Annotated in this window: 15 protein-coding genes; 14 read left to right on the plus strand and 1 reads right to left on the minus strand. The window is 35.4% G+C overall.

Annotation, left to right across the window (positions count from 1 at the left end):
* Window positions 1-27: 27 nt before the first annotated feature.
* The 14 genes from trhO to QWY86_RS09175 all read left to right on the plus strand — a co-directional run bounded on the left by trhO (window position 28) and on the right by QWY86_RS09175 (window position 24,403).
* Window positions 28-969 (plus strand): oxygen-dependent tRNA uridine(34) hydroxylase TrhO, encoded by a 942-nt coding sequence (gene trhO / locus QWY86_RS09110; protein WP_290241121.1) that lies wholly within the window; start codon window positions 28-30, stop codon window positions 967-969.
* Window positions 970-1,100: 131 nt separating this feature from the next.
* Entirely contained in the window at window positions 1,101-3,980 is a 2,880-nt protein-coding gene (locus QWY86_RS09115) for a ligand-binding sensor domain-containing protein (protein ID WP_290241123.1), read from the plus strand.
* A gap of 318 nt (window positions 3,981-4,298) precedes the next feature.
* Window positions 4,299-7,319 carry a SusC/RagA family TonB-linked outer membrane protein gene (locus QWY86_RS09120; protein ID WP_290241126.1) on the plus strand — a complete coding sequence of 1,007 codons (3,021 nt, stop codon included), beginning with the start codon at window positions 4,299-4,301 and terminating at the stop codon, window positions 7,317-7,319.
* An 18-nt stretch (window positions 7,320-7,337) separates the two neighbouring features.
* Entirely contained in the window at window positions 7,338-8,891 is a 1,554-nt protein-coding gene (locus QWY86_RS09125) for a RagB/SusD family nutrient uptake outer membrane protein (protein ID WP_290241128.1), read from the plus strand.
* A 14-nt stretch (window positions 8,892-8,905) separates the two neighbouring features.
* Window positions 8,906-9,793 (plus strand): LamG-like jellyroll fold domain-containing protein, encoded by an 888-nt coding sequence (locus QWY86_RS09130; protein ID WP_290241130.1) that lies wholly within the window; start codon window positions 8,906-8,908, stop codon window positions 9,791-9,793.
* Between the two features lie 423 nt (window positions 9,794-10,216).
* Entirely contained in the window at window positions 10,217-13,231 is a 3,015-nt protein-coding gene (locus tag QWY86_RS09135) for a SusC/RagA family TonB-linked outer membrane protein (RefSeq protein WP_290241132.1), read from the plus strand.
* Between the two features lie 11 nt (window positions 13,232-13,242).
* The gene (locus tag QWY86_RS09140) at window positions 13,243-14,727 is read left to right on the plus strand and encodes a RagB/SusD family nutrient uptake outer membrane protein (protein ID WP_290241134.1); all 1,485 of its coding nucleotides are present in this window, start codon (window positions 13,243-13,245) and stop codon (window positions 14,725-14,727) included.
* An 18-nt stretch (window positions 14,728-14,745) separates the two neighbouring features.
* Window positions 14,746-15,576 (plus strand): LamG domain-containing protein, encoded by an 831-nt coding sequence (locus QWY86_RS09145; protein ID WP_290241136.1) that lies wholly within the window; start codon window positions 14,746-14,748, stop codon window positions 15,574-15,576.
* Between the two features lie 73 nt (window positions 15,577-15,649).
* Window positions 15,650-17,314, plus strand: coding sequence for a glucoamylase family protein (locus QWY86_RS09150; protein WP_290241139.1), 1,665 nt, complete (start codon window positions 15,650-15,652; stop codon window positions 17,312-17,314).
* Window positions 17,315-17,330: 16 nt separating this feature from the next.
* A complete protein-coding gene (locus tag QWY86_RS09155) occupies window positions 17,331-18,695 on the plus strand; it encodes a glucoamylase family protein (protein WP_290241141.1) in 1,365 nt (454 codons plus the stop codon).
* A gap of 88 nt (window positions 18,696-18,783) precedes the next feature.
* Window positions 18,784-19,182, plus strand: coding sequence for a GxxExxY protein (locus QWY86_RS09160; RefSeq protein WP_290241143.1), 399 nt, complete (start codon window positions 18,784-18,786; stop codon window positions 19,180-19,182).
* Between the two features lie 26 nt (window positions 19,183-19,208).
* Window positions 19,209-20,954, plus strand: a complete 1,746-nt coding sequence (locus QWY86_RS09165) for a discoidin domain-containing protein (RefSeq protein ID WP_290241145.1) — start codon at window positions 19,209-19,211, stop codon at window positions 20,952-20,954.
* Between the two features lie 303 nt (window positions 20,955-21,257).
* Window positions 21,258-23,555 (plus strand): beta-glucosidase BglX, encoded by a 2,298-nt coding sequence (gene bglX / locus QWY86_RS09170; RefSeq protein ID WP_290241148.1) that lies wholly within the window; start codon window positions 21,258-21,260, stop codon window positions 23,553-23,555.
* A 68-nt stretch (window positions 23,556-23,623) separates the two neighbouring features.
* The gene (locus tag QWY86_RS09175) at window positions 23,624-24,403 is read left to right on the plus strand and encodes a carboxylesterase family protein (protein ID WP_290241150.1); all 780 of its coding nucleotides are present in this window, start codon (window positions 23,624-23,626) and stop codon (window positions 24,401-24,403) included.
* A gap of 31 nt (window positions 24,404-24,434) precedes the next feature.
* On the opposite strand, the gene QWY86_RS09180 is transcribed toward QWY86_RS09175, so the two are convergent.
* Complete coding sequence (locus QWY86_RS09180; RefSeq protein ID WP_290241152.1) at window positions 24,435-26,606, minus strand: TonB-dependent receptor; 2,172 nt, start codon at window positions 26,604-26,606, stop codon at window positions 24,435-24,437.
* Window positions 26,607-26,744: the final 138 nt, after the last annotated feature.

The raw sequence follows: 26,744 nt of genomic DNA on the forward strand, positions 1-26,744 counted from the left end.
GCCGTTTGCAACGGTATCAACAGCGTTATGAAAAAATATCAAACACTACTTTACTATTGCTATAGTTACATAGCAGATGCAGAACAATTTGCTGCAGAACACCTTAAATTTTGCAAATCTTTAGATTTAGTTGGCCGAATTATCGTTGCTGATGAAGGTTTGAATGGAACAGTTTCCGGAACTCCAGAAGCTTGTGAAACTTACATGAAGGCCATTCATGCTGATGACCGTTTCGCAAAAACTGAGTTTAAGATTGATGATGTTGAAGAACTCTCTTTCTTGAAAATGCATTGCCGCTATAAATCTGAAATTGTTCACTCTGGCTTACGCGATACATCCATCATAAATCCGAATGAAAAAACAGGTAAACATTTAGAACCTGTAGATTTTATGAAAATGAAGGATGATGAAGATGTTGTAATTTTAGATGTGCGTTCCAATTACGAGCATAACCTTGGCAAGTTTAAAAATGCTATAACGCTTGATATTGAAAATTTTCGCGATTTTCCAGAGCAAATAAACCAACTGGCGCAGTATAAGGATAAAAAGATTTTAACTTATTGCACTGGAGGAATCAAATGCGAAAAAGCCTCAGCACTACTTTTACATCATGGTTTTGAAGATGTTTACCAATTACACGGTGGAATTATTAAATATGGTAAAGAAGCAGGTGGCAAAGATTTTGAAGGCAAATGCTACGTTTTCGATAATCGAATAGCTGTCGATGTTAATGATGTTAATCCAACTGTAGTTTCGGTTTGTTACAATTGTGGCAAAACAACGCCAAAAATGATTAACTGTGCAAATCCGGAATGCAACGAGCACATTACGCAATGCGATGATTGCGGCAACGAATTACAAGGGTGCTGCTCTACTGCTTGCACAACAAATCCACGTAAGCGCCCTTATGATGGTACCGGATACTACGTAAAAGTTCCTCAACCTGTTCATAAAAACATGTCAGTTTAAAATTTATATAATTTACTAAGTAAACATAAGATATTTGTATAGATAAATGAATCTGATGCACTAATCATTCAGTTTCGATATATATTCTCTTTATTTTGTTACTTTGTGCATCAATGCTTTACTGTTTTTAAATGCAAAAATTCTTCCGTTGTTTATTATTTGCTCTATTATCTGCCTATACGTTAAATGCAGCTGATATTAAAAGTATTGGCGTACCCTACATTCAAAATTTTTCAAAAACCACTTACGCCTCAGGCAACCAGAATTGGAGCATATCAAAAGATAAAAATGGTGTAATGTATTTTGGCAACACCGAAGGTTTGCTTACATACGACGGGAAATATTGGGAGCAGTACAAAATGCCCAATGGTCAGATTGTTAGATCTGTTGCAGCCGATAGCAATGGCAAGATATATACAGGGTGTTTCGGAGATTTTGGATTTTGGTCTTACAAAAAGAACAAGTTAAATTATACTTCATTAACGCATTTAATACCAAAATCAGAAAAATTAAACGACGAAATCTGGAAAATTCACATTTTTGGCAAAAAAGTAGTTTTTCAATCCTTTAAAGCAATTTATTTATTAGAAAATGGCAAAATAGGTGTATTAAAAAACACGGGTAATTTTCTATTCTCTTATAGAATTGGCAACCGTTTTTTTGTTGAGGATAAAGGTTTATATGAACTCAAAGGTGGCAAATTAGAGTTTATCCCTGGTAGTGATTTAATTTGTAAAACAGGTGTACTTTCTATCCTACCATTTAAAGGCAATTCACTTTTAATTGGTACTGGTAAAAATGGTTTATTTATTTACGATGGCAAATCATTCTCAACATTTAACACACCTGCAAATTCGTTTTTATCTACATTTCAACTAAATAATGGCGTTAAAATTTTAGGTAAGTATTATGCATATGGCACTATTTTAAATGGAATTATTATTATCGACGAAGATGGAAACATCATTCAGAGAATAAATAAATCAAGCGGCTTACAAAACAATACTGTTCTCAGCTTATATATTGATAATGAGCAAAATCTTTGGGCCGGACTTGACAATGGCATCGACCGAATAGAACTAAATTCTCCACTATATTTCTATTTAGATAAAACAGGCATCTTTGGAACAGTTTATTCAAGTGTAATTTTTAACAACAAAATTTATCTTGGCACAAATCAAGGCTTATTTTACAGCGATTGGCGTAATGGAGAACAGTTTTCAAATCTAAATTTTAAGCTCATCCCAAACTCTCAAGGCCAGGTTTGGGAATTAACCATTATTGATAATCAACTACTATGTGGACACAATAACGGAACATTTAACGTAGTTGGCGATAAAATTGAAACCATAACTAATTATAGTGGTGGCTGGACAATTAAAAAGCTTAATAGTAATCAAAATTTATTGATTCAGGGAACTTATACAGGTCTTCTTTTATTTAATAAGAATGCGGCAGGTAAGTGGCAGTTTTATAAAAAAATAGCAAATTTTAATATTCCCTCGAGATATGTAGAGCAAGATCACAAAGGCGAAATATGGGTGAGTCATGCTTACAAAGGCCTTTACAAATTGAAACTTAGCGCTGATTATAGTACTGTAATTTCTAATAAGTATTATGATGAGAAAAGCGGATTGCCCAGTAATTACAATTTAAACCTTTTCAATCTCGAGAATCAAATTGTTTTCGCAAGTGATGCAGGCTTTTTTACCTACGATAATATCAGCGATAAATTTTCTAAGTATAATGCATTAAATAAGGCCTTAGGTTCATTTGAATCATCCAATAAAATTATTAGTGCTGGTGCAAAAAAATACTGGTTTATAAATCATGGTAAAACTGCTTTGGCAAATTTTAGTGAAGCAGGCAAAATCTCAATCGACTCGAACCGATTTAGCGTTTTAGATGGTAGAATGGTTCAGTATTACGAGAACATTAGCAGAATTAGCGATTCTATTTACCTAATAAGTGTTGATGATGGCTTTGTATTTTATAATGCAAACCAGAAAATAGATGCTGCTTATAGTAAAATTCTTCACAAGGTTTTAATCAGAAAAATTGAAGATATTACCGATAAATATGCTGTTATTAGTGAAAATGGTAACGATGGAAATTCAATTGAAATTAAAAATAGCAGAAATAATGTCCGTATATCGTTCTCACTCCCATACTTTAGGCAATCAAAAATAAAATTTCAATACTACCTGGAAGGATATTCTAATGATTGGTCGGACTGGAGCACAGCAACGCAAAAAGATTTCACAAACTTAAGCAGTGGTACTTACATTTTTAAAGTCAGGGCTAAAATAGACGACTCTCTGGTTAGCGAAACCACCACTTTCGAATTTACTATTCTCCGACCATGGTATTTAAGCAACTTGGCGATTTTATTTTACCTTATAATTGTTGTTTCTGCATTAATAATGGGTAAAAAGATTTATGAGACTAAGCTTAAAAAGGATAGTCAAAAAATTAGTGACAAGTTACAAGCTGAGCAAGAGGAAATTTTAAAACTTGAAGCAGAAGCTAACGAAAAACAGATCCATAAGCTTCAAACAGAAAAACTCCAGGCCGAGCTTGCTTCCAAAAACCGTGAATTAGCAAATTCTGCGATGACACTTGTTTATAAGAATGAATTGCTTCAAAAACTGAGCGATGAACTAGTTAAACTTAAAGACGAAAACGGAAAGAAACTTGGCGAGGACCAGCTCCGCAAAATTCAAAAGGTTATAAATGACGGCATGACCGATGAGCGTGACTGGCATTTGTTCGAAAACAGTTTTAACGAAGCGCATGAAAGTTTCTTTAAAAAACTAAAAGCTCAACACCCTGATTTAGTACCAAATGATTTAAAACTATGTGCTTATTTAAGGATGAATATGAGCAGTAAAGAGATGTCGTCGTTATTAAATATTACCCTTAGAGGAATAGAAATTAGGAGGTACAGATTGCGTAAAAAACTAAATGTTCCACATGATAAAAACTTAACAGAGTTTTTAATGGAGTTGTAAAAATGGATATTCCTAGTATCTCTAAGCCTCTAAATGCTTCATAAAGAAGCGCATAAAGCACTAAAAAATTACTACATCATTACCTCTCATACATAATAAAATTACTCAACAAAAATCAAAGTGTATATTCTACACTAATACTCGGCAAATAATATCTTTAATAATAAAACATCGCTGTTTTACTCATCCAAACTAAGTTTTTTGATTAAAAGGTTCCGTAATCCAAAACTATTGATGTACTAATGTTGAGGTACTTATGTTTGTGCATATGGGAAAACTAAAGCACATTTGTCCAAATTTTTAACCAAATTATAAAGCATGAAAAGAATCTTTACAAAATTTTCTGTTCTGGCTCTATTTTTTTTACTTACAACTAATTTAGCATTTGCGCAAAACCTAACTATTAAAGGTAAGGTAACGGATGGTGGCGACAAAACCACAATTCCAAGTGTAAGCATATTAGTTAAGGGTACGCAAATAGCTACACAGACAGACGCATCAGGGGCATACACTATCAGTGCACCACCAAATTCAACGCTAATATTTACTTTTATAGGTTATGCTACGCAAGAAATAGCCGTTAATGGTCGTACAACTGTAAACGTTGAATTAGCTTCATCTAACCAAGAACTAGAACAAGTAGTAGTTGTAGGTTACGGTACGCAAAAAAGGAAAGATTTAACAGGCTCGATTTCGAGTGTAAATGGCGATGAACTTGCCAAAATGCCAGCTGTTAATCCCTTGGCATCTTTACAAGGTAAAGTTGCAGGTTTAACCGTTGTAAACTCAGGTGGTCCGGGTTCACAACCTGTTATTCGTATTAGAGGTATTAGCAGTACGAATAGTGCTACACCTTTATATGTTGTAGATGGATTATTGCAAGATAACATCGACTATTTAAATCCTGCAGATATTGAATCTATTGATTTATTAAGAGATGCATCTTCAGCAGCAATCTACGGACTAAGAGGTGCCAACGGTGTTATTGCTGTTACTACGAAAAAAGCAGCCCGTGGTCAAACTAGAGTTAATTTCAACTCAAACATTGGTATTCAAAAAGTTATCAATAAAATTGACGTTACAGACGCCGACGGCTTTAAGAAACTATATTCTACACAGCTTGCCAATATTGGAGCAGCGCCATTCGATTTTTCTAATTACACAGCCAATACAGATTGGCAAAGCGAAATTCTTCGCAACGCGATAATTAACACAAATAGTTTAAGCTTTAGCAATAGCGGAGAAAAATCCACAACGTTGGTAAATTTAAGCTATAATAACCAAGAAGGTGTTGTTAAATATAGCAGCTATGAAAAATACGTTTTACGCTTAAGCGAAGAAATTAAAGTAAGCAATAAGTTCAAAATTGGCGGAGATATTACAGGTTTCTTAGCAAAACCAAATGGAACTGGTGTAAGTTTAAACAATGCTGTTTGGGCTGCTCCAGTTGTTCCAATTCAGCTGAATGAAAATACTTATTATTCTATGCCATCGTTTCAAAGAGCACAGGTTGGAAACCCGATTTCTGCAATAATGCGTTCAGATAGAACATCTATTAACAAAGTGTTCCGTTTTAATGGTAGCATATTTGCAGAACTAACGTTTCTAAAAGATTTTAAAATTAAGTCTACCTTTTATGGTGATTTTGGATTTAATCATTCAAGAGGATATTCAAGACCTCCATTCTTTGTTGCAAATATTGGCGAGAATGGTGCTCAAACTACAATCGTTAGAGATGACCAATTTCGTTCAACAGTCAGCCAAAGCCAATCAGAAACACATAGATATCAACAGGATCATACTTTAACGTACGAAAAATCATTAGAAGGCGGCCACAGAATTACCGCTCTTGCGGGTTTCACATCATTGCGTTTTGCAGGTTCAAATGTGGGGGGTAGCAGAACTGATAGTACATTAGTTGTTCCTGGAGACCCTGATTTATGGTATTTAGGAATTGTAAATGCAAATAACATATTAGGAAACAGTGGTGGTGGTAGCGAAGAAACAAATGTTGGTGCCTTTGCAAGAGTAAGCTATAGTTTTAAAGATAAATATTTGTTTAACGGAACGATTAGAAGAGATGGTAGCTCGCGTTTTTCTCCTCAAAACAGATGGGGAACTTTTGGAAGTGTAGGTTTAGGCTGGGTAGCTAGTGAAGAAGCATTTTTCAAATCTTACATCAAAGGAATTGATTACTTAAAATTACGTGCTTCATGGGGTCGTCTTGGTAATTCTAATGGAGTTTCTCCAAATTTGTATCAACAAGGTTTATCTAATGGAGCAACAGCTGTTTTTGGAGAAAATGTTTACACCGCAATACAAAATGCCTATATTCCAGATCCAAACTTAAGATTTGAAATTGTACAGGGTTTAGACTTAGGACTTGATTTAAAAGCTCTCAATAATCGTTTTAACGCTGAAATTAATTTGTACAACAAAACAACTGATGGTATTTTAACTAGTTTTCCTTTACTTGCAGGTCAATTACCATACTTTACTAATTTAGGTAAGATAAATAATCGAGGTATTGAGGTAAGCTTAGGATGGGGAGATAAAATTGGAGATTTCACCTACAACCTTTCGGGAAATTTTAGTTATAATAAAAACAAAGTAGAATCATTAGGGAATACAACCGAATTTCAAATTACGGGAAACAGTGGTGTTAATTTAACAAACTCTGGCCAATCTATTGGCTATTTCTACGGATATAAGCAAATCGGAATTTACCAAACTGCCAGAGAAATGCTAAATCAGGCTCAATTTTCAAATTCACAGCTTGGAGATATTGCCTACCAGGATACGAATGGCGATGGTGTAATTACTGCTGCAGATAGAACTTATTTAGGAACTCCATTCCCTCCATATAGTTATGGAATGAGCTTATCGTTAGGTTATAAAGGTTTTGATGCGCTTATTGAAGGACAAGGTGTTGCAGGAAATAAAATCTATACCGAACGTCGTACTGCGAATTTTGCAACCTTGAATTATGAAAGCAACAGGTTAAATGCATGGACTGGTCCTGGAACTTCAAATGTTGAACCAATTTTAGACAATACCAGAGGTAATAACTTCCTATTCAGTTCATATTTCTTAGAGCCCGGAGATTATTTCAGACTTCGTACAGTACAAGTTGGTTATACATTCGCTCCTACTTTGTTAAACAAAATTGGCGCTCAAAAACTTAGAATTTACTTGAGTGGACAAAACATACAAACCTGGACTAAAGCAACAGGTTATACTCCTGAAGCTCAAATTGGAAGTATTTTAGGTGGCGGTGCAGATAATGGTGTATATCCGGTGCCGGCTATTTATTCTTTCGGATTGAATGTTACTTTCTAACCAAAATTAAAAGCTTAAATGATGAAAATATTCAATAGTTATAAAAGAAACATTGCACTTGGCTTGTTGGCTATCGTTGCAGTTTCGACAAATTCGGGTTGTCAAAAATTTTTAGATACCCAAAGGCAAGGTGAATATACTGCCGATGATTATCCATATCCTCAGGGAGGAACACCATACGACACATTTTTATTCTCTGCTTACAGTGCATTAAGAGCCTATAATTATGTGTCAGATGGTTTCATGGTTGCAACGAGTATAAGAAGTGATGATGCTGATAAAGGCAGTACACCAACTGATGGTGGAGCTGATGTAATCGCAATGGATAACTTTCCAGCTTTAACCAACGGAAGGGTAAACACATTATGGACAGAATATTACACAATGATTAACAGATGTAATACTATAATCGATCAGATTTACAACAGCAAAGACATCATTGCTAGTGAGCAACAAAAATTACAAGCAGAAGCAGAGGCTAGGTTTTTGCGTGGATATTCTTACTTTTTCTTAGTAAGAGCCTATGGTAGAGTGCCTAAAATTGATAAAGTTTTAGATGTAACTTCAAATATACCACAAAGCAGTCCTGAAGTAATTTATGCACTAGTAGAAGCTGATTTACAGTTTGCAGCAGCAAATCTACCATTAAGCTGGCCTACCAAATTTATTGGTCGTCCAACAAAAGGTTCTGCAAATGGAATGCTTGCCAAAGCTTATTTATATCAAAAGAAATGGGGAATGGCAATGTCTTTAGCTAGTCAGGTTATGAACTCAGGTCAATACGATTTAAGTGTTTCATACAATGATATTTTTAGCGAAAAAGGTGAAAACAGCAGAGAATCTGTATTCGAAATTCAAGCTACTGCTAGTGCAACTGTACAAACCGCAAATGGTGTTCAGTATGCAAGTATTCAAGGTACAAGAGGAAATACAACAGAATGGAACAGAGGTTGGGGATGGAATTCGCCGAGTGCTGTTTTAGAAGCAGCTTATGAGCCAAATGATCCTAGAAAAGCAAGAACAATCCTTTATAGTAGCATCGCCGGTAAAGATAATTTCACGATTTACAATCAGAAAGCTCCGTTATATCCCAGTGAAGTACCAAATCTAAAATATAACCATAAAGTTCTGGCAAACCCCACATACATTGCCGCATACAACAGCAGAAGTGGTTGGTGGATGAATGTTAGAATTTTGCGTTACGCGGATATTGTTTTAATGTTCGCAGAAGCTGCCAATGAAGTTGGTGGTGCAGCAAATACTACTTTAGCTTTAGAAGCTTTAAATAGTATCAGAGCAAGAGCAAGAAGCGGAGCACCTACGGGCACTCTTCCAAACATTACCACTACCGATCAAACTGCACTTAGAAACGCCATCAGACAAGAAAGAAGAATTGAGCTGGCTATGGAGCATGAACGCTTTTTTGATATTGTTCGTTGGGGAATTGATGCTGAGACCATGCAGGCTGCAGGTAAAACTGCTTACAATCCTAATAGAGATAGGTTATTACCAATCCCTCAACAACAAATTGATCTAAGTAAAGGTGTGCTCACTCAAAACAATGGTTATTAATAATTCATATAAAAATGAAAAGATCACAAATATATAAAATGAGATATCTACTGGCTTTAATACCAGCATTCTCATTGTTTTCTGCATGCGAGAAAGATCGGAATCCAAATAATTTGCCTGAATTAGATCCAAACGATTATGTTGGAACTATTGGTGGTTTCAAAACGTCAGATGAAATATTAAAAGATAATTTAGTTGCATATTTCAGTTTTGATGATACATACAATGAGAAACTAACCAACACGGCTCCTACCTCCAAAACAGGAGATTCATTTGTTGAGGGCTTTAAAGGCAAGGCTCTAAATTTAAATGCAGGTTATCTTTATTATGCTACACAATTTGCTGCGTTTAAGCAAGATGCTTTTAAAAGTTTTACAGTTAGCCAATGGATTCAAATATCAAACAATGGCTCAAAGAGAACAATGCTCACACAATTTGCCAGGCCAGGTATTTTTGATGGCAACTTAGACATCAGATTAAATACAAATAGTTTTCCGGCAACTAATAATGATGTTTTAAAAGTTGGCCCAAGATTTTCAACGGTTGGCGGAGGTTCTCAAGATAACCTTAACAATACAAAATCTCCTAAAATTGGACCAAGCAACTGGGTTCACTTAGTTTTAAGTTATAATGGTTTAACCGGTAGATTTAATGTGCTTACAAATGGTGAGAATATTGGAAGCTTTTCAGATAGAGGTGTTGGAAATAACCTTTTCAAATCAAATGAGCCAAATGAATTAATTTTTGGTGCTAATTATAATTTAATTCCTGGTAAAACTGTTAATACTAATACCGAATATGGTTTAATGACAGGTAAGATAGATGAAGTTAAAATCTATAATGCCTTTATGCCAGACGCAGTTGTTAAAGCAATGTATGATTTAACAATAGCTGGAAAATAATTATAATTTCAATTTATATAAAATGGAGTATTAAACAAATCAATACTCCATTTTTCATTTCCAACTCTTCCCCTACTCCAATAACTTTGAATATTAAAACATGTAATTTGTATGCAAACGCTTCGGGAACGTTTGAGTAAATAACATTTTCATTACATATTACACACAACACTACATCATTACCTCTCAAAACCAATTTTTAGCATCACAAAAATACTTCGTGTACTTTTTACACTTGTGTACCTCTGGTTTATGTATTATAAATTCAAAAACTGCGTTTTTGGCCTATTTCCCTATTTGGTATTTATTTTTGAGATAGTATTCTTTCTATGTTGATGTACTAATGTTGAGGTAAAATCACTTGCACAAGCAAAAAAACAACCTCACATTTATCTTAACAATTAAACTAAATTTTAATAAAGCATGAAAAGAATCTTTACAAGAATTTCTGTTCTGGCCGTATTTTGTTTACTCGCAATTAACGTAGCATTTGCGCAAAACATTACCGTAAAAGGTATAGTGAGAGATGGAGGCGATAAAACCACCATCCCTAGTGTAAGCGTATTGGTTAAGGGGACAACAATTGGTACACAAACAGATGCATCAGGAGCGTTTAGCATAAGCGCACCAGCAAACGCAACATTGGTATTCCAATATTTGGGTTACACTGCTCAAGAAGTAGCAGTTGGTAACCGCACATCATTGAATGTAGAATTACAATCATCATCACAACAATTAGAGCAGGTTGTGGTTGTTGGTTATGGTACGCAGAGAAAAGTAGATGTTACAGGTTCTGTAGCATCAGTTAAAGGAGAAGAAATTTCCAAGCAAGCATCAGTAAACCCAATTAGTGCTTTACAAGGTAAAGTTGCAGGTGTTTCGATTACAAACAATGGCGCACCAGGTTCATCTCCTCAGATTACAATCCGTGGTACTGGAACTATTTATGGTAACACTGGGGTTTTGTATGTTGTTGATGGAGTTTGGTACGATGAAATCAGCTTCTTAAACCCTGCAGATATTGAAAACTTAAGCATTTTGAAAGATGCGTCTTCTCAATCAATTTACGGTATTCGTGCTGCTAATGGTGTTGTTTTGGTCACAACTAAGCGAGGTAAAACTGGAGAGCCCACCATCAACTATAATGGTTCTATTGGCTTTAAAGCGGTTACAAATCAAGTTGAAATGGCTAATGCGACAGAATATGCAACCATTATCAACGAATTGTCTGCATCTAATGGAGCTAATCCGCTATTCTCTAATCCGTCATCATTTGGCACAGGTACTAACTGGTATAACCAAGGATTTAGAAATGCATTACAAACCAATCATCAGATATCTGTAAATGGCGGAACTGAAAAAACAACCTATAACTTCTCTTTAGGTTACACCAATGAGGATGGTATTGTTAAAACTCAGAACTATAAACGTTATACAGCAAAATTATCAAACGATTTTCAGGTTTTAAAACCATTAAAAGTTGGTTATACGGTTTCAGGTACATCAATAAATTCGAATGATATTGATGGTGGCATTTTCCGCCAGTTATATGCTGCTGGGCCGGTAGTTCCTGTATACTATGCTGACGGTAGCTATGGTGATGCTAACGATTTTAGTTTAGGTGGTGGTAATAACTTTAACCCACAGGTTACCCTAGATTATTTTAATCAACAATCTAAAAACTACCGTATTAATGGTAATGTTTACGCAGAATTAACCTTTGCAAAAAACTTTACTTTTAGAACTAGTGCTGGTGGAGATTTCGGGCAAAATGAAGTTAGAGGCTATACACCTCTTTATGCGGCTACTCAAGGCCAGAGAACAACGCAGAGTAGTTTAAGAATTAACAGGAATGAAACCAGAAATTGGATTTTAGAGAATACATTAACTTATAAAAATACCTTTGGCGACCATAGCATTACAGCTTTAGTAGGTACAACTGCTCAAAGAAGAAAAACTTATTTTGTAAATGCAACAGCATTTGATGTTCCAAACACAAGTGATGGCGATTTATACCTTTCTTTAGGTACTGCAGCAACACGCACTGTTGTTGATGGTGGTAGTTTATCAACTTCGGCATCTTATTTTGGGCGTGTAAATTACTCGTTCAAAGATAAATATCTATTAAACGCAACTCTTCGTGGTGATGCAGCTTCACAATTTTATGGTGGTGGCGAACTTTGGGGTTACTTTCCTGCAATTGGTGCAGGTTGGGTAGTTAGCAGCGAAGACTTTATGAAAGACCAAAAAGTGGTAAACTACTTAAAACTAAAAGGTTCTTGGGGTAAAGTAGGTAATGCAGGTGTTCCAATTAACCCAACTACCTTAACTGTAGCGCAAGGCGGTAACTTAGTTGCCTTTTTTAATGGTGTTGGCTACACGGGTGCAAATGTTAACTCATTGGTTCCTTCATTTTTAAACTGGGAGCGTACAACAGGTACCGATATCGGTATCGAGGCTAGATTTTTAGATAATCATTTAACTATCGAAACTGGTGTTTACAATAAGAAAACTGAACAAGCAATTTTCGAAATTCCTATATTAACTTCTATTGGAACAGCTTCAGGTACTTTAATTGGTAATCAGGCCGATTTTCAAAATCGTGGTTTCGAGTTCTTAGCTACCTATTCAAATCAATCAAAAGGTGGTTTAAGTTATTCAGTTAGTGGAAATATTGGCATCAATAATAACAAAGTATTATCCGTTGTAACTGGCCTAAACCCAATTTATGCAGGTGGCGCCGGTATTGCAAATGGTGCTTTAGCAACCCGTACTGTTCAAGGTGGTGCAATTGGTCAGTTTTTCGGTTATGATGTAGCTGGAATATTCCAAACGGCTGCAGAGGTGACTGGTTCTGCACAGCCAAATGCTAAACCTGGAGACTTTAAATATGTTGATCAAAATGGTGATGGTGTTATTGATGGAAGAGATCGCATTGTTTTAGGTAATCCAAATCCAAAATTCAGTTATGGTATAAATTCATCTTTCAATTATAAAAACTTTGATTTTTCATTTGATATTCAAGGTGTAGCTGGTGTTGATGTTTATAATGCAAACGTAGCTTACCGTTTTGGTAACGAAAACTATAGTAAAGATTTCTATGATAATAGATGGCGTGGTGCTGGTACATCAAATACATATCCGTCAGCTAACGTTGGCTCTACTGCAAATGCAGCTCCAAACTCTTTCTTCGTAGAAGATGGTTCTTATATCCGTTTAAGAAATATTCAATTAGGATATGCTTTACCTTCATCATTAATGAGCAAGTGGAAAATGCAAAAAGTTAGAGTTTTTGTTGATGCGCAAAATGCGGTGAATTTATTTGGTTACAAAGGTTTCACTCCTGAAATTGGTGGCACACCTACTAATGCGGGTATAGATGCCAGCGTTTATCCACTATCGGCTACTTATAGATTAGGTCTTCAAGTTACTTTCTAATAAATAAAGCAATGAAATTAAATTATAAAAATAATCAAATACAAAAGATTGGACTTATTGCTTTATGCGCTGGTCTTTTTGTATTACCTGCATGTAAAAAAAGCTTTTTAGATGTAGATCCTCAAGCACAACAGCCAGCTGTAACCTTTTGGAAATCACAAGATGATGCAACTAAAGCAGTAAACTCTATTTACGCAAACTTAAGAAGTTGGGAAAACACAGCTTTTCCAGCACTTGCAGTTGAAAGTATTGCTGGTGATGACGCTGAAAAAGGTAGTTCGGCAAATGATGCAAGTTATCTAAATAGCTTCGATCAATTTACTGTTACCTCAACAGAAGGACAGCTTCAAGGTTTTTGGACCGGACAATATCAAAACATTAACCTTTGTAACCAGGTTTTAGATAACATTCCGGCAATTAGCATGGATGCATCTTTAAAATCACGCTACTTGGCTGAAGCAAAATTTGTTCGTGCTTATTCTTATTTTAGACTAGTACGTGCTTTTGGTGATGTACCTTTGCGTTTAACGGTTCCAAAAGATGCATCAGAATTTAATATCCCAAGAACGCCAAAAGCACAGGTTTGGGCGGCTATTGAGAAAGATTTAACTGATGCTGAAGCCGTATTACCTCAAAGTTATACTGCTGCAGATTTAGGTAGAGCCACAAAAGGCGCTGCTTTAGGTTTACATGCCAAAGTTGCAATGTATCAACAAAAATGGGCAGATGTACTTTCTCTAACCAACACAGTTATGACTTTAGGTTACAACTTAGTTCCAAATTATGAACAAGGTTTTCGCTTAAATAACGAGAATAGTATAGAGTCTGTTTTCGAAATACAATGTGAAATTATTCCTGCAATTGCTGGTTCTGCAACTTCACAATATAGCCAGGTACAAGGTGTAAGAGGAAGTGTTGGCGGATGGGGCTTCAATGTTCCAACTGCAACTTTAGCCGCAGCCTACGAAGCTGGCGATGTTAGAAGAGATGCAACAATCATTTTTAGAGGTGAAACTACACCACAGGGAGATGCAATTGCTGCAACTGGTGATAATCCAATGTACAACCAAAAGTCTTATGTGCCATTTAGCCAAATTATAACAGGATTCAATGAAGGTGCGCAACAAAATGTAAGGGTTCTTCGCTTTGCAGATATTCTTTTAATGAACGCTGAAGCAGCTAACGAGCAAGGTAACGCAGCTTTAGCCAGAACGTCATTAAATCGCGTACGAGCACGTGCCAGAGGTGGTGTAGCAACAGTTTTGCCTGATGTTACAACTTCTGATAAAGATGCTTTACGTACAGCAATTCAAAAAGAAAGACAAGTTGAATTAGCAATGGAATCAGATCGCTATTTTGATGTTATTCGCCAAGGTCGTGCAGCAGCGGTTTTCGGACCAAAAGGTTGGAAAGCTAACAAAAATGAAGTTTGGCCAATTCCGTCCACTGAAATTGATAGAAGTGCTGGCACTTTAACACAAAATCCAGGTTATTAATTGTTTAATTCAATAAAAATGAAAACAAAATATTTTTTATTAATGGCAGCGGTAACTTTGGGGTTATCATCATGCCAAAAAGAATTTGACCCATCAAGTTATGCTCCGGCATTAAATATTGGTGGCTTTACAGCCTCAAAACAAATCGGTGCAGCAAATCTAGTAGCTCATTGGGCATTCGATGGTAGCTTAATTGATAGTGTTTCTAACACAGCAGGTACTAACGCAGGAACAAGTTTTGGTACTGGTGTAAAAGGTAAATCTTTACAAGGTGCAACGGACAGCTATTTTTTAAGTGTCCCTTCTACTAAGGTTACTGGCTTAAAAAGTTTTACAATTACGGAGTGGGTTAATACACCTGCTCCATCAAATGGTATTATTGGACTTTTTAGCTTATCTAATAAATCTCAATTTTGGGGGAATTTAGAAGTGTTTATCGAAAATGGTAGTACTAATGATAATGCAACCTTAAAATTTGTATTTACAAATAATGGTAGTGGCGATAAAACCTTTACCGTAAGTAATGTTGTAAATTTCTTCGGTAAGTGGAATGCATTAGCTTTCTCTTATGATGAGACCAATTCAACGATTAAGGTTTTTGTTAATGGCTCAAGAGTAAGTGTTGGTAAAGTAGATGGATTAGCAGGTCAATTAAATTTTGTTAATTCAGGTAATATGGTTTTTGGTACAACTCAATTTATGACTACGCCAAGCCAAACAACCAGCCACGGTAAAGAACCTTGGGCGAGTTATTTAACTGGTCAGTTAGACGAGGTTAAAATCTTTAACAAAGTATTAACCGAGGAAGAAGTTGGATACCTTGCTAAATTAGAAGGTAGAGGTAAATAATCCTTTTATTTCAAATATTAAGGCAATAACAATAAAGGGTTGCCAAATTGGCAACCCTTTTTAATTCCATGTAATGATAAAAGTATACCCAATAGTTCTAATTATCTCTCTTTTCTTATTTGCATGCAAAAAAGGCAGCACACCTGCTCCTATCGAACCTGTAATACCGCCTACATCTTTTTCTTTTTCAGATTTAAAAGTAAATGGAACTTATTCGGGTTTTACTTATTATGGTTTGAATAACATACCTGTTGTAAAAATCACTTTTTCATCTCCTATAAATCTTACTTCCGTAACTGGAAATGTTACACTTATTGATGCCACTGGCAATTCGGTTGCATACAATCCAACATTAGAGAATAACGATAATACGCTTGTAATTACGCCATCGGCCTTACAACCTATTACAAAATATATTTTAACTGCAAATACTGGTTTATTATCTAAAACTGGCAGCAAATTACAAAGCAATATTAGTGTTAACCTAATTACCGCAGTTGACGATACTGACAAATTTCCTCGGGTTAGCGATGATGAATTACTAACCCTTGTTCAAAAACAAACTTTCAAATATTTCTGGGATTTTGGCCATCCTAACAGTGGTTTGGCAAGGGAGAGAAATACAGCTGGCAACACCGTTACTTCAGGTGGTTCGGGCTTTGGCATTATGGCTTTAGTTACTGGCGTAAATAGAAATTTTATCAGCAGAGCTGAGGGATTAGCACGTATGCAAAAAATTGTAGCATTTCTTAAAACAGCAGAACGTTTCCATGGTGCTTATCCTCATTGGCTTGATGGAAATACTGGTAAGGTAATTCCATTTAGTACAAAAGATAATGGAGGCGATTTGGTTGAAACTTCATTTTTAATGGCTGGTTTAATTACAGCACGTCAATATTTTAACGGTGCTGATGCAGTTGAAACAACTTTAAGAACAGATATTAATGCAATTTATAATGGCGTGGAGTGGAGTTGGTATCGCAAAGATGATGGTAGCACACTTTATTGGCATTGGAGCCCGAATTATAACTGGGAAATGAACTTACCCATCAGAGGTTGGAATGAATCTCTTATCACTTATGTAATGGCTGCTTCATCTGCAACTTATAATGTACCAAAAGCTGTTTATGATAACGGATGGGCACAAAACGGTGCAATGAAAAATGGCAATACTTATTACGGTGTACAACTTCCATTAGGGCCTCCAAGTGGCGGACCGATGTTCTTTTCGCACTATTCGTTTTTAGGCATCAACCCTAAGGGTTTAACAGATTCTTATGCGAATTACGAAACACAAACTAAGGCACATGCTCAAATTAATTATAATTATTGCAGGACAAATCCATTAGGTTATTATGGTTATAGTGAAAATTGCTGGGGGCTCACTGCAAGTGATATTAGTGGCGGCTACACTGCTAGTTCGCCAACAAATGATGTCGGCGTAATTGCACCAACTGCAGCACTTTCATCATTTCCTTACACACCAACAGAGTCTATGGCTGCCTTAAAATATTTCTACTATAAGCTTGGAAATAAAACCTGGGGCGATTATGGTTTTTATGATGCATTTTCCCTTAAAGACCAATGGTTTGCATCGTCAACATTAGCGATAGACCAAGGACCAATTATTGTAATGATTGAGAACTACCGTACAAATTTAATATGGAATCTTTTTATGAGTGCGCCGGAAGTTAAATCCGGCATGCGAAGTTTAGGTTTCTCAAGTCCAAATTTATAATCATTATCTACCTTAAATGAAATACACTTTAAAAACCTTTCTAATTATTTTAATCGTAGCGAGCAGCCAAATTAACGCAGGCGCTCAATCTTTCGAAACCATAAAAAGTGCACCTGTTATTAAGAAAAATCTTAGTGATGACCAATTGCTTGATGTTGTGCAAAAACAAACATTCCAATATTTCTGGGACGGTGCTGAACCAACATCAGGAGCTGGAAGAGAAAGATACCATGCTGACAATATTTATCCTGAAAACGATAAAAGTACTGTAGCAACTGGGGCAACAGGCTTTGGTTTGATGGCTATTTTAAGTGGAATAGATAGAGGTTACGTTACTAAAAAAGAAGGCTTAGCCAGATTAAATAAAATTTTAAGTTTTCTTGAAAAGGCAGACCGCTTTCACGGTGCGTGGCCACATTGGATCTATGGCGAAACTGGGAAAGTTCGTCCGTTTGGACGAAAAGATAATGGCGGCGATTTGGTTGAAACTTCGTTTGTTGCACAAGCATTAATCTGCATAAATCAATATTATAAAAATGGTTCAGTTGCTGAAAAAGCATTAGCCAAAAAGGCTGATGTACTTTGGCGTGGCATCGATTTTAATTGGTATAGAAACGGCAACCAAAATGTGCTTTATTGGCATTGGTCGCCAGAATATAAATGGGAAATGAATTTCCCTGTTAAAGGTTACAATGAATGTTTAATCATGTACATTTTAGCCGCATCCTCTCCTACTCATACTGTACCTGCTTCTGTTTACCATGAAGGCTGGGCTCGCCAAGGTGCAATTAAAACTAAGTTTGAGTTATATGGCCATCCATTCACACTTGATTATCAAGGGCCGAAAAATTCTGTGGGTCCTTTATTTTGGGCACATTACTCATATTTAGGTTTAAACCCGAAAGGCTTAAAAGACCGTTATGCAGATTATTGGAAAAATAACGTAAATCACACTTTAGCCATTCACGACTATTGCGTAAAAAATCCAAAGGGATTTAAAGGTTACGGAACAAACAATTGGGGTTTAACAGCGAGTTACTCCGTTAAGGGTTATGCAGCACATAATCCACAAGAAGATTTTGGCGTAATTTCTCCAACAGCAGCAATTTCATCTATTCCATACACACCAAATGAGTCAATTAAAGTTATCAGACATCTTTACGAAAATTTAGGCGACAAGGTTTGGGGCAAATACGGTTTTTATGATGCTTTTTCAGAAACAGATAACTGGTATCCAAAAAGATATTTAGGTATAGACCAAGGCCCTATGGTTGTGATGATAGAAAATTACCGCTCAGGTTTATTATGGAAATTATTTATGAGTAGTCCGGATGTTAAAAAGGGTTTATTAAAATTAGATTTTACAAGCCCTGAACTATAGTAATTAATGTTGCTGAAAAAATAAGTTTGCCACAGATTAACAGATTTAAAATTGTCATTATCCTTTATCGGTTAAAGCTAAATCAATAATGTACAAGACCAAAATTTATAATCAAGATGATTATCCACTCCAAGATGAAACCTATAATATTATTGGAATTGCTATGGAAGTACATCGAATTTTAGGTAAAGGCTTATTAGAGATAGTTTATAAAGATGCAATTGAATATGAATTGATCACTAGAGATATACCATACAAAAGAGAACAGGAATATCTTATTAATTATAAAGGAACAATTTTACCTCATAAATTTTATGCTGACTTTCTTATTTATGATGAGATTATTGTAGAAATAAAATCGAAGGCTGGAATAATTGATGAACATTACGCTCAGCTTATTAATTATTTAGGCATTGCCAAATTAGAGGTTGGCCTTATAATAAATTTTAATGAAAAATCTTTGCAATATAAAAGAGTTATAAATTAATAATCTGTTAATCTGTGGCTAAAAATATGAAAAAAACTATACTATTATTTACACTCCTTCTTTCCGTTTACGCGGCACTTGCACAAAAGCAAAAAACGTACTGTAATCCGATTAATGTTGATTATGGTTATACACCATTTGAATCTTTTACAGAATGGGGAAGACATCGTGCTACTGCAGATCCGGTTATCGTAAATTACAAGGGGGAATATTTATTATTCAGCACAAATCAATGGGGCTATTGGCACAGTTCGGATATGTTGAATTGGAAGTTTATAGAACGCAAATTTCTTCGCCCATGGAATAAAACAAAAGATGAACTTTGTGCGCCAGGCGTTGGCATTATTGGTGATACAGTAGTGGTTTTCGGGAGTACATACACTAAAAATTTCACTTTGTGGGGCAGTACAGATCCTTTAGGTAATAAGTGGTTCCCTTTGGTCGATTCATTGGAAATCGGCGGTTGGGACCCAGCTTTTTTTACTGATGATGATGGTAAATTTTACATGTACAATGGAAGCAGTAACAATTACCCAATGTATGGTGTGGAGTTAGACAGAAAAACTTTTAAACCAATTGGCACACGTACGCCAATGTATTTACTCCAAAGTTGGAGGTATGGATGGCAGCGCTTTGGTGAATACATGGATGATACATTTCTCGATCCTTTTGCCGAAGGTGCATGGATGACCAAACATAACGGAAAGTATTACTTTCAATATGGTGCACCAGGAACCGAATTTAGTGGCTATTCTGACGGTGTAGTAGTTGGCACAAAAGCTTTATTTTATGATAGTCCATTTACGCCGCAGTCTGATCCTTTAAGTTACAAAGGTGGTGGATTTTCTCGAGGCGCTGGTCATGGGGCAACATTTCAAGATAACAACAAACAATACTGGCACATATCAACAAGCATAATTTGTGTAAAAAATACCTGGGAAAGAAGAATGGGTATTTGGCCAACAGGTTTTGATAAGGATGATGTAATGTGGACAAATACAGCCTTTGGCGATTATCCACTTTATTTACCATCTGAAAGAAAAGAAGGTGGGCCAGCCGGACCGGGATGGATGTTAATTAACTATAAAAAACCGGTTACCGTTTCATCAACATTAGGAAGTTTTAATGCCAATAACGCTGTAGATGAAAGCATAAAAACCTATTGGAGCGCCAAAACATCGAATAACGGTGAATGGATTCAAACCGATTTAGGAAGTTTAGCCACGGTAAATGCCATTCAAATTAATTATGCAGATCAGGATGCTGAATTTATTGGAAAGCAAACTGGGATCTTCCATCAATATAAAATCTTATCATCCACGGATGGAAAAAACTGGACAATTCTTATAGATAAAAGCCAGAATAAAACAGATGTTCCGCATGACTACATCGAGCTAGAAAAACCAATAAAAACCCGTTTTCTCAAAATGGTAAATATCCACATGCCAACCGGGAAATTTGCGATTAGTGGTTTACGCGTATTTGGCAACGGAAACGGTCAAAAACCTGATGCAGTTAAGAATTTAATTGTGTTGAGAACCGAAAAAGATAAGCGTAGCGCATACATCAAATGGCAACCTGTTGATAATGCTTTTGCCTACAATTTATATTACGGCACAGCACCAGATAAGCTTTACAATTGCATCATGATACATGATTTTAACGAACATTGGTTTAAAGCAATGGATAGCCAAAAAGCCTATTATTTTTCAATAGAGGCTATTAATGAAAATGGTGTATCATCAAAAACTGAGGTTAAAAAAGTTGATTAGTAAAACGTGAATTATGAGTATTAAATTTAAAAACATGCATGAACGATTGGCTAAGCCTGAGCACAAAATCCACGTTCCACTCATCACCGGCCTAACAAATTTTTCTGAAGTCAAAGCCAACTTACTGACCTTAATAGAAAAATTTTCAGCCGGACATTTTTGTTTCTTTTGATGTTTCAAAAGAAAGAAGCCCGTCTGGCCAAGACAAAAAATACTCTCAATTAACACGAAACATAGATTTAGAACAAGATATGTTTTTTTAAACCCATAACTCACATTAGTAAAAGAATAACACACAATATAATGAGAAAAGCGAACATCCTATTTAGTTTAATTTTTGTGATGGCGATAAACAGTTTCGCCCAAACAAAAAAGCCCATATCTGCTGAGGAGGCAAAAATGAATGCCTTTATCAATAATTTAATGGCTAAAATGACGGTTGATGAAAAAATCGGACAGTTAAATTTACCAAGTTCGGGAGATATTACAACCGGACAAGCCAATAGTAGCGACATCGGTAAAAAAATCAGAAGTGGGCAAGTTGGTGGTTTATTTAACATTAAAGGGGTAGATAAAATTTCAGCCGTTCAAAAAGTTGCCGTAGAAGAAAGCAGGCTGAAAATTCCTTTGCTTTTCGGAATGGATGTTATCCACGGTTATAATACTGTTTTCCCTATCCCTTTGGGTATGAGTGCAACCTGGGATATGTACGCAGTAGAAAAATCTGCAAGAATTGCAGCTATAGAAGCAAGTGCCAGCGGTATTAACTGGACCTTCTCTCCTATGGTTGATATTTCCCGCGACCCACGTTGGGGCCGTATTTCAGAAGGTAACGGAGAAGATGCTTATTTAGGTTCGGCGATTGCAAAAGCAATGGTTAAAGGTTACCAAGGTGATTTAAAGTCGAACAATCAGATTTTAGCCTGTGTAAAACACTATGCGCTTTATGGTGCTGCGGAAGCTGGTAGAGATTACAATACCACCGATATGAGTAAAGTACGAATGTATAATGAATACTTGCCTCCATACAAAGCAGCTGTAGATGCTGGTGCGGCTAGTATTATGGCATCTTTTAACGAAGTTGATGGAATACCTGCAACAGGAAGCAAATGGTTAATGACAGAGGTTTTGCGCAACCAATGGGGCTTTAAAGGTTTTGTAGTTACAGATTATACAGGTATTCCAGAAATGATTGCGCATGGTATGGGCGATTTACAAACTGTTTCTGCATTGGCATTAAACGCCGGCGTAGATATGGATATGGTTGGCGAAGGATTTTTAGGAACACTGAAAAAATCCTTAGCAGAGAAAAAAGTAAATATTGAACAAATTAACCGTGCTTGTCGTTTAATTCTTCAAGCTAAATACAAGCTAGGCTTATTCGAAAACCCTTATAAATTTTGCGACCAAAAAAGAGCAGAAACTGAAGTTTTCACCCCTCAAAACCGTCAGGCGGCTAGGGAGATTGCAGCCGAAAGCTTTGTTTTGTTAAAAAATCAAAATAATGTATTGCCTTTGAAAAAATCTGGTACTATCGGTTTGGTTGGTCCTTTGGTTGACAATACTGCTAATATGTATGGAACATGGAGTGTTGCTGCACTATTCGATAAATCAGTTACAGTTTTACAAGGCATGAAAAATGCTTTGGGCGAAAATGCAAAAATTTTAACGGCTCGCGGTGCTAATTTCCTTGCAGATTCAGTAGCTGAACATCGTTACGTAAACATTCACAATAAAACTTACATACGCGATTCTAGAAGCGAAGAAGACATGATTAAAGAAGCGGTTAACGTTGCAAAAAAATCTGATGTGGTGGTAGCTGTTCTTGGTGAAGGTTCTGAATTTACTGGCGAAGCGAGTAGCGTAACGGATATTCAAATGCCTGAAACACAAAAAAATCTATTGAAAGAATTAGCGAAAACCGGTAAACCTATTGTTTTGGTTCTGTTTACTGGTCGTCCGTTAGCTTTGAAATGGGAAAACGAAAATATCCCTGCAATTTTAAATGTATGGTTTCCGGGTAGCGAAGCTGGAAATGCAATTTCCGATGTACTTTTTGGTGATGTTAATCCTTCAGGTAAATTAAGTGCTACTTTCCCTCAAAATGTTGGTCAGGTTCCAATTTTTTATGCTCATAAAAATACCGGTCGCCCATTGGCAGAAGGTAAATGGTTTGAGAAATTTCGCTCAAATTATTTAGATGTAAGCAATGATCCACTTTTCCCCTTCGGTTACGGCTTAAGTTATACAACCTTTACTTACGGCGATATTAAACTTAGCTCGAACACACTTACGAAAGGTAAAAGCTTTACTGCAACCATTCCGGTTACCAATAATGGAAGCGTTGGTGGAAAAGAAGTTGTGCAGCTTTACACACAAGATTTAATCGGAAGCATTACACGCCCAGTTAAGGAATTAAAAGGTTTTCAAAAGATTTATTTAAAAGCTGGCGAAACCAAAAATGTTACGTTTAGCATTGCTGAAAACGATTTGAAATTTTACAATTCTGATTTGAAATTTGTGGCCGAACCGGGAGATTTTAAACTCTATATCGGCACAAACTCTAAAGATGTTAAAGAAGCTTCTTTCTCATTGAAATAATTTAAAAAAAAATGGTTAGTTACACCCCGAGCTGTTGCGAAATAGCCGGGGTTTTTTAATTTTGTTTTATGAAAAACATCATTTTAACGTTTTGCATATCTTTATTCGTTTTGGCATTGAAAGCCCAGGACTTAAGTAAATATGAGAGAGGCAACTTTATAAAAGGAAAAGATTCCATTAATTATAGAATCCTTTTCCCAGAAAATTTTAATCCTGCTCAAAAATATCCTGTTTTATTAGTGCTTCATGGCCGTGGTGAAAGTGGAAATGATAACGAAAAACAACTAACGCATGGTGCAAAACTATTTGTAAAGGATGAGGTTAGAAGAAATTTCCCTGCAATTGTCGTTTTTCCACAATGTGGAAGTGACAGCTATTGGGCAAACGTAAACATTACAACAGACGATAAAGGCAAGCGAAATTTCAATTTCGTAGAAGGTGGTAAACCAACGAAAGCCATGCATGCTTTGCAAAATATGGTTAAAGATTTTCTAAAAAAACCTTTCGTTAACAAAGAACAGGTTTACGTTGGTGGTTTATCAATGGGTGGAATGGGTACTTATGAGTTGTTGAGAAGACAGCGTAAAACCTTTGCTGCAGCATTTGCAATTTGTGGTGGCGACAACACTAATAACATCAAAAAATATAAGCATATTCCACTTTGGATATTTCATGGAGCAAAAGATGATGTTGTTGCTCCAGAATTTTCAATGGCAATTGCAGAGCGTTTAAAAACGGTTGGTAAAGAAGTAAAGTTTACATTGTATCCAAATGCAAATCATAATAGCTGGGACAGCGCATTCGCCGAGCCACAGCTTTTGCCTTGGTTGTTTTCTCATAAGAAATAATTATTTTTTTATTTAGCTAAAATTTTTCATTCTAATTTATTGCAAAAATTGCTCTCAGCATTAAAAAACGACCTTGTATTTCGTATTCAGAAGAAATGTAATTGTTTAGATTAATATAGTAGGAATTGAACTTCTTAATATTAGCAATGTTATTTACGCCTAGTTCAAAATCTGTTTTTATTTTCAGGAAACTGTACTTAAGCAAAACGTCATTAAAAAAATAGTTCAAGTTTGGCCGTCCCGTTTGATGTATAAAATAATGATTGATATTATAATTCAACCTGATATCTTTAACCAACTTCATACTAACTGATATATTTTGCCTAATCTGATTAAGTTTAAGTTTGTGGCTTTGCGCAAGATTATTAACCGCTAAGGTGTAAAAACCTCTATAATCTAAACTGATGTTTTTAGTAATTGCAGAATTATCAGTAATTCCAGCGCTGTAAGTTCTATTCTGATAACGAAAACTTTCTGCATTTTGTAGTTGCAGTCCTGTAGTATTTCCCATATTAATATCTATTGCTAAATTGGTATTTAAGCTGGTTAGATATTTACCAATAGAGGCAGAAATATTGAGTTGATTTACACTATTTGGTAATAGAAGTGTATTTAATACGGTAGCAACATCATTTACAACACTTTGAGTGATATTATTGTAAATTGTATTGGTGTAGGATAATTGCCCATTTGCGAAAAATAAACTTACAGCTTTTTGATGGCGAAAGCCAAGCGTGGCAGCATTCGTTTTGTAAAAAGGCAATTCGTTAATGTTTGTGTATAATGAGCGATAAGACTTTAATATATAACCATCGAAAATATTATCAACCTTACCCATATTTTGGCTGAAACTATAACTTGCATTTAATTTATTCTCTTGGTTTATAATATATCTAAAATTAACTGACGGATTAATAAACAAACGCTGATAATTTCTTCCATAAGAAACATGATTAAAAGATATGGGAGCATATAAGGTTAACAGTATAGATTCAGTTTTATAATCAAGCTGGGGTGTAAGGTATAGCTTCAATTTGTTCCAGTTAAACTGATTAAATCCATTAGTTATTGGTTGCCTTTGGTTGTTATTTAATGTTTTAAAAAGATTTGAATTAAAATCTATATGTTGAAATGAAAATCCAGATTGTAGAGAGTATACAAAATGATTACTGTTTCTGCTGTAGCTGATGTAGTTGTTTGTATATAAAGAAGGTGTATTTACCTGTTGGTTTAATAATTTATAAGCTACACCCTGGTTTAGTGATTTAGCATTTAAACCAGGATTTAAATTGAGTTCCTCATCTTGTGTAGTATATTGAATTATAGAATTAAGGTTTAATATATTTCCAGATTTTAAATTTTGCAAATATTTAAGCTCATTTGAAAAATTAAATGATTTTTGAAGCAACAATTGTTGAAAAGGCATTTCAACACCTTGAATAGCAGCCTTATTACGCTGCGGAAAGTATTCGAATGTTAATTTATCATTGATATAATGATTTGCGCTATTATCAATATAGTTAACAAGTGCATATAAATTTTGATTTCGAACTTTATTGTATTGATGTTCTGTATAACTTATGGTATCTGAAGGTAAAAAGTAACTTGAGAAATAGCTATTTTGCTGTCTGCGACTATCAAAAAAATAGTAAATATTGGTTTTAATCTGTTTATCAGCAGAAAATTTATATAAATAATTTGTATTTAAAATGCCGGAGTTGTTTAGCAAATATCTATTCTTTTGTAAATATGGCACCTGTGCAACACCACTTGAAAGTTGATTAGGAAGCTTATCATTACCGCCAGAATTACCTTTATTGTGCGATACAACATCATCGCTTATATCAATGCCAATGTTGTTTCCTGAAAAATTATTTAAAAATTTTATTTCCGGTCTAAACATCATCACATCAATATTGCTATCGTATTTATCGGGTAAACCTGCTCCAATTTTGGCATTTCCCATTACCTTCAATATAACCGTTTTATCTAATACCAAATTGATTGCAACATCGGTACTTAGATTATTTTTTTGCAGCATTTTAATCGGCTGATCTCGATCGATAACTTGAATATTGGTAACTATTTTGTGTTCGATGCTTTTTGTGCCAATATTATATTTATCATCAAGTAAATTATCTCCATCGATATAGAGATTAGAAATGGGTTTATTATTATAAGATATTTTTCCGTTCTCTGCCACATTTATGCCTGGTACTTTTTTTAATACATCACCAATACTTCTATCATCTGTTTTAGCATAATCGGCTGTTCGATAATTTAATGTATCTCCTCTTTGAGTAATTACGGGTTTATGTTTTACATTAACATCCTGTAAATT

The organism is Pedobacter aquatilis (genome assembly GCF_030409415.1).
Lineage (GTDB): Bacteria > Bacteroidota > Bacteroidia > Sphingobacteriales > Sphingobacteriaceae > Pedobacter > Pedobacter aquatilis.

Bases quoted from the DNA above. Each gene is read 5' to 3' on its own strand.
- trhO (WP_290241121.1), top strand. From the start codon at position 28: ATGAAAAAATATCAAACACTACTTTACTATTGCTATAGTTACATAGCA.
- QWY86_RS09115 (WP_290241123.1), top strand. From the start codon at position 1,101: ATGCAAAAATTCTTCCGTTGTTTATTATTTGCTCTATTATCTGCCTAT.
- QWY86_RS09120 (WP_290241126.1), top strand. From the start codon at position 4,299: ATGAAAAGAATCTTTACAAAATTTTCTGTTCTGGCTCTATTTTTTTTA.
- QWY86_RS09125 (WP_290241128.1), top strand. From the start codon at position 7,338: ATGATGAAAATATTCAATAGTTATAAAAGAAACATTGCACTTGGCTTG.
- QWY86_RS09130 (WP_290241130.1), top strand. From the start codon at position 8,906: ATGAAAAGATCACAAATATATAAAATGAGATATCTACTGGCTTTAATA.
- QWY86_RS09135 (WP_290241132.1), top strand. From the start codon at position 10,217: ATGAAAAGAATCTTTACAAGAATTTCTGTTCTGGCCGTATTTTGTTTA.
- QWY86_RS09140 (WP_290241134.1), top strand. From the start codon at position 13,243: ATGAAATTAAATTATAAAAATAATCAAATACAAAAGATTGGACTTATT.
- QWY86_RS09145 (WP_290241136.1), top strand. From the start codon at position 14,746: ATGAAAACAAAATATTTTTTATTAATGGCAGCGGTAACTTTGGGGTTA.
- QWY86_RS09150 (WP_290241139.1), top strand. From the start codon at position 15,650: ATGATAAAAGTATACCCAATAGTTCTAATTATCTCTCTTTTCTTATTT.
- QWY86_RS09155 (WP_290241141.1), top strand. From the start codon at position 17,331: ATGAAATACACTTTAAAAACCTTTCTAATTATTTTAATCGTAGCGAGC.
- QWY86_RS09160 (WP_290241143.1), top strand. From the start codon at position 18,784: ATGTACAAGACCAAAATTTATAATCAAGATGATTATCCACTCCAAGAT.
- QWY86_RS09165 (WP_290241145.1), top strand. From the start codon at position 19,209: ATGAAAAAAACTATACTATTATTTACACTCCTTCTTTCCGTTTACGCG.
- bglX (WP_290241148.1), top strand. From the start codon at position 21,258: ATGAGAAAAGCGAACATCCTATTTAGTTTAATTTTTGTGATGGCGATA.
- QWY86_RS09175 (WP_290241150.1), top strand. From the start codon at position 23,624: ATGAAAAACATCATTTTAACGTTTTGCATATCTTTATTCGTTTTGGCA.